Raw genomic sequence first — 4,756 nt, 5'->3', positions numbered from 1 at the left:
CTTTGGAAAACAAATTGAGGGAGCTATTCGATTGATTTATTTTCATATGAAATTAAAGGGCCGTGGGGAATTCCTTCACGGCCTTTTTTATTCAAAAAATTAATTTTAATTTGATCGATATTATCGTGTACAAGGTATTGTAAAATTCATATACCTTTGCGCAAATAATCCGTATAGGGTATCTTAAAGCATGATGCTTTTTTGTTAAAAAGAATAAAAAAACAGAAGAATGCATGGCTATGGAATGCTTTTTGTGCCTAAAGGATTTGGTCAGAAAAAAATCAATTATTAAACAAAAAATGAAAAGAAGAACCATCCAATCACCCGTAAGCACCTTGCTTACCCTTGCTCTCTTTGGTTTGTTGGCCATGGGAGCATGTAAGAGTAAAAAGAAAGTTGCTGCACCCGCACCTGCACCAGTAGAACAGCCGGCACCTGCGCCAGCACCGGCACCAGCTCCTCAGCCATCTGCTGAAGAAGTGGCGGTAGGTAAGCTCGAGAATTATTTTAACAGTATCGCTCAGTCTTCTAATGTTGATGCAGCCAACAGAACCATCAATGAGGCTTTGGGCATGTTTTCCAATCAACAGACCCCTGTTTTGATTGTGATTCATGAGGAAAACGGCATCAAGGATTATGATGAGCCTACTACCATTGAAAAGTACCTTAATTACCTGAAGGATACCAAGAAGAACCTGAACTTCATCAGTGACATCAGGATGGATGGCAATGGCCGTGTGTCTGAGCTTGAACTTCGTCGAAAAAAATAATCAGCAGAAATTTTACAAATCATGAAAAAATATCTTCCACTATTCCTGTTGTTGTTTTTTGCTACAACAGCAGTATCCGTCGCTCAATCCGACAACATCAGCCCTGCCAGAAAGCAGGCTATTGATTCCTTGGCTTTGGAAAAAGTAAAGGACTTGAGTAAATACATCAGTATCATTGGCAGCAAAGAAACCCAATTTTCTGAAGCCAACCGTGTTATGGACCGTGCAGAAGAGCTATTTGCTCCAGGTGCGGAAATGGGTGTTTCTTCCTTGAACAGGAAAGAGATCGCTTACTACAAAGTAAGAAGGTATTTTGAGCGTTTGATGGCCCTGAACTACGATAGGGTAAACATCACATGGTATGACATACACTACATTTCTGATTTGGAAAGACAGCCTGATGGCCGTTATGTAGGTGTTGTGACTGTTTATCAAAGATTTGAAGGTACTTCTTTGGAATCCGGTCTGAATTATAGAGATACTACCAAAAAAGACATTACCATTTACGTGGAGAAGAAACAAACTCAGATCGCAGGTAGAACCATAGAGTTCTGGGATGTGATGTTGGGAGATATCCGCGTGACTGAAACCTCAGCATGAGAAAAATAATATTATCAGTACTAGTATTGGTTTTATCTTTAGAGTTGGCGCCGGGGCAGGGTTTATACAGCCCCGGCTCCCCTAAAGATGATGGGAGATTTGCCGCATCAACCAAACAGGTAAATCAATTTTTTAGAAGGTTCAATGCCGAGGAAAGTGTGGATGGCAGTCAGCGTTATTACTCAGGAGATGCCCTTTACAGGGATAGAGAGCTTAGGGGTAAGTTCATCAGTATCCTGTTTGATAATGAAACTTCCGGTATTTCCAATGAACTCAAAAGAGAGTTTATGGGAGAAGTGCTTTCCGAGGTCATGCCTCAGTATATCAATTTTCACCGGGAAGGTTGGTTTGCTGAAGTCAGCGCCTTATTTATGTACAGGGGAAAGCGGGAAAATGTCACCCTTTTTCTAAAAATCCAACCTGAAGGATTGGGTTACGAGTGGGTGATAGACAAAGTAGTCTTTGAACCCTTTAAAGACATTTTCAGCAAACCTGAGGGGGATGCCAAGGGGTTTTTACATCCTTTGAGTCATGAATTAGGTTTTATGAACCTGAGAAAAGCTTTTCAGGATTCAGATACCCCGGAGGCCTTTACCCCAAAGGAGTACCAACCTGATTATTTGACCTTATTTCTATATGAAATGAAAAGGGGAAATATACGCTTTGATAACATTCTTGACGTGAAATTCCACTTTTTCCAAATCAACAACTGGTACTTTGAGCTCAATCAATTCAATAGACCGGGATTCAATACCGGCTGGTTGATCAGTAATCTGGTCAAATTAAACACCGGTGACAAAGAGACATTACTAAGATACATCTATGATCAAAAATAAGTCTTTATTTTTCATTTTTGTCCTGCCGTTACTGGGCTTCTTTCAAATCTCTTCTGCCCAGGATATGGCTGGCTATTCCAAGCAGGAAATCAAAGAGCTTACCACGCAGGTGGAAGATCAAATCCGCTTTTTGGAGTATTTTCTGAATACTTTGGGGAGTCAGGATACGCCTGCCCGGGATAAAGATGTGATCATCAGAGAATCTTACAAGAAAATATTTAGAGATGAAAAAGTCCAGGTAGAGGATGACCTTTTACTGGACAGGAAAGTCATCACCAATAAAGATGTTACGGCATACATGAAAGACATTGAGTTTTTCTTCCGGGATGCCAATTTTAAATTTAAGGTCAGGGAAATTAAGCCTTTTCAAAGGGATAATGGTGAGCTTTCCTTTATTGTTTCCATGGACCGTACCTTGACGGCAACAGGTCTTGACCAGGAAAAAATCTCCAATACCAAACCTAGGTTTGTGGAGGTGAATGTGGACAAACGCTCCAATGAATTGAAAATCGCCAGTATGTACACCACGAAACTGAGCAGAGATAAGGAATTGGAGGAGTGGTGGGGTACACTTTCTTATACTTGGGAAAGCTATTTCAGGAAAAAGGTCGGATTGGCAGAAGAGGATTCTGTGAGTTTGGATGACCTCTATAAGATCAGTATTATTGACAGCATCAATATGGCAGGTAATCAATTTGTGATTGACCTGGACGCTATCGAAGCATTGCGCGAATTGAAATACATTGACATCAGCAATACCAATATTGAAGATTTGAGTCCTATCAGTAATGTGACTTTTTTGACTTATCTCAATATTGCCAATACACCGGCAGAGGATATACAGTTCATCAAATTTTCTGATCGCTTGACACACCTGAATATTTCTGGTACCCGGGTGACCGATATCGGTGAGTTAGGAAATTTGAATCAGCTGCACACTTTAGAGGCAGTCGGAACCCCCATCGAGAGCTTTGGTGTGTTGAACTCTTTTGGTGCGCTTAGGCATTTGAATCTGCGTCAAAGTGGTTTCAATAATGTAGAAAATATCAATGAGCTTGAAAACCTGCAGTTCTTGGATATCAGCAGCAACTTCCTGATCAATTTTGAAATGCTGTCCGAATTGAAAAACCTGGAGCAAGTAGTGCTTATGGAGACCAACTTTGTAGATCTGTCACCTTTAGCTGGTCACGAAAAGTTAAGGATGGTCAATATCAACCAAACTGAAGTGGCAGACCTCAGTCCTTTGAATGATAAATTTAGCTTACAGCGGGTTTATGCGGATCAGACCCGGGTTTCAGAGGAAAATGCTGATGAATTTGCGAGGAGAAACAGAAGGGTCTTATTGATACACCAAGTAGAGAATCTGCAAATCTGGTGGAATGATCTTTCCGATGCCTGGAAAATGGTATTGGCCTATATTAATCCTGAACTCGATAAGCCAATACCTTCTATAGAGGATATTTCCTATACGGTAGGTTTGGATTCACTGAATCTTTCTGGAAGTATGATTGGTTCTTTAGGGCCGGTGTTGAAGTTCAGAAAAGTGAATTATTTAAATTTTGACAATACGCCGATTCAGGATTTGTCTCCATTGTCAGAAATCAGGACGCTAAGCAGTATTTCGGGGAAAAACAGTTCGGTTTCTAATTTACAGCCTTTGACAAACCTGACAGGTTTGGTTCATCTGGATTTTGAAAATGCCCCTGTGCAAAGTATTCTGCCATTACAGGCCTTGCCCAGGCTGGCCTATCTTAATGTGGACAGGTCAAGGGTAGAGGAGGAGGAGATTCCTGAATTCTTAATGTCCAATCCTGAAGTGAATATTATCTACAGGTCCGAGGCTTTGACCCTATGGTGGGAAAGGTTGAGTGATACATGGAGAGAAGTGATTTTGGAGCAGTTTGACGGGACGGTTCAACCAGATTCAGAAGCCTTACATCGTTGGACAGCCAGCCCGGTGATGCGTGTGGAAAGGGCTTCCATTCCTAACTTAGATCCACTTTTGATTTTCTCAAATTTGAGAAAGCTAGAGGTTATTGATGTGCCATTGACAGATATTTCAGCAGTTGGGGATCTTTCATTACTGGAAGAACTTAAGATCTCCCAGGCTCCTGTAAATGAGATTGAAGCAATTGCATTATTGTCAAGGCTTAAGGTTTTGGACCTCTCTTATACAGGGATAGACGACCTGAGGACGATTTCCGGATTGAGTAATTTAGAAGTGCTGAATGTTTCGGGTACGAATATCCGTGTATTGAGGGGACTGGAGACCTTGAGAAACCTTAAGGATTTAGATATTGCCAGTACAAATGTGAGGTCTTTGCGCCCTATTCAGGGGCTGGCCCAGATTGAGAAACTGACCTGTTTCAATACCCGTCTTAACCGAAGAGCGGTGGATGCCTTCAGGAAATTGAACCCACAGGCCGAGGTGAGGTTTTATTGAGAAGCGAGTGGAGAGTGAGGAATGATTAATGAAGAATGGAGAATGAGGAATTGAAGAGTGTAATTGGAGTAAAGTGGGATTTCGGAAGGCGGATTTCGGAATCACTT

The 4,756-nt window shown here is 41.4% G+C and carries 4 protein-coding genes; all 4 read left to right on the top strand.

Translation table 11 applies throughout. The features are described 5' to 3' along the window. Positions 1–299 precede the first annotated feature (299 nt). Genes B879_RS20235 through B879_RS20220 form a run of 4 tightly spaced genes read left to right on the top strand, consistent with a single transcriptional unit; the run spans position 300 to position 4,649 of the window. Entirely contained in the window at positions 300–770 is a 471-nt protein-coding gene (locus tag B879_RS20235) for a hypothetical protein (protein ID WP_040401400.1), read from the top strand. A gap of 21 nt (positions 771–791) precedes the next feature. After that, positions 792–1,370 (top strand): hypothetical protein, encoded by a 579-nt coding sequence (locus tag B879_RS20230; protein ID WP_009187094.1) that lies wholly within the window; start codon positions 792–794, stop codon positions 1,368–1,370. Continuing rightward, the gene (locus B879_RS20225) at positions 1,367–2,206 is read left to right on the top strand and encodes a hypothetical protein (RefSeq protein ID WP_009187093.1); all 840 of its coding nucleotides are present in this window, start codon (positions 1,367–1,369) and stop codon (positions 2,204–2,206) included. Before B879_RS20230 ends, B879_RS20225 begins: the two co-directional genes overlap by 4 nt. After that, positions 2,193–4,649 (top strand): leucine-rich repeat domain-containing protein, encoded by a 2,457-nt coding sequence (locus tag B879_RS20220; RefSeq protein ID WP_009187092.1) that lies wholly within the window; start codon positions 2,193–2,195, stop codon positions 4,647–4,649. Before B879_RS20225 ends, B879_RS20220 begins: the two co-directional genes overlap by 14 nt. The last annotated feature ends 107 nt before the right edge of the window (positions 4,650–4,756 follow it).

It is taken from the genome of Cecembia lonarensis LW9 (assembly GCF_000298295.1).
In the GTDB taxonomy this organism is placed as follows: Bacteria; Bacteroidota; Bacteroidia; order Cytophagales; family Cyclobacteriaceae; genus Cecembia; species Cecembia lonarensis.
The sequence above is the reverse complement of the archived record's forward strand: the minus strand, read 5'-3'. Positions and strand labels throughout refer to the sequence as shown.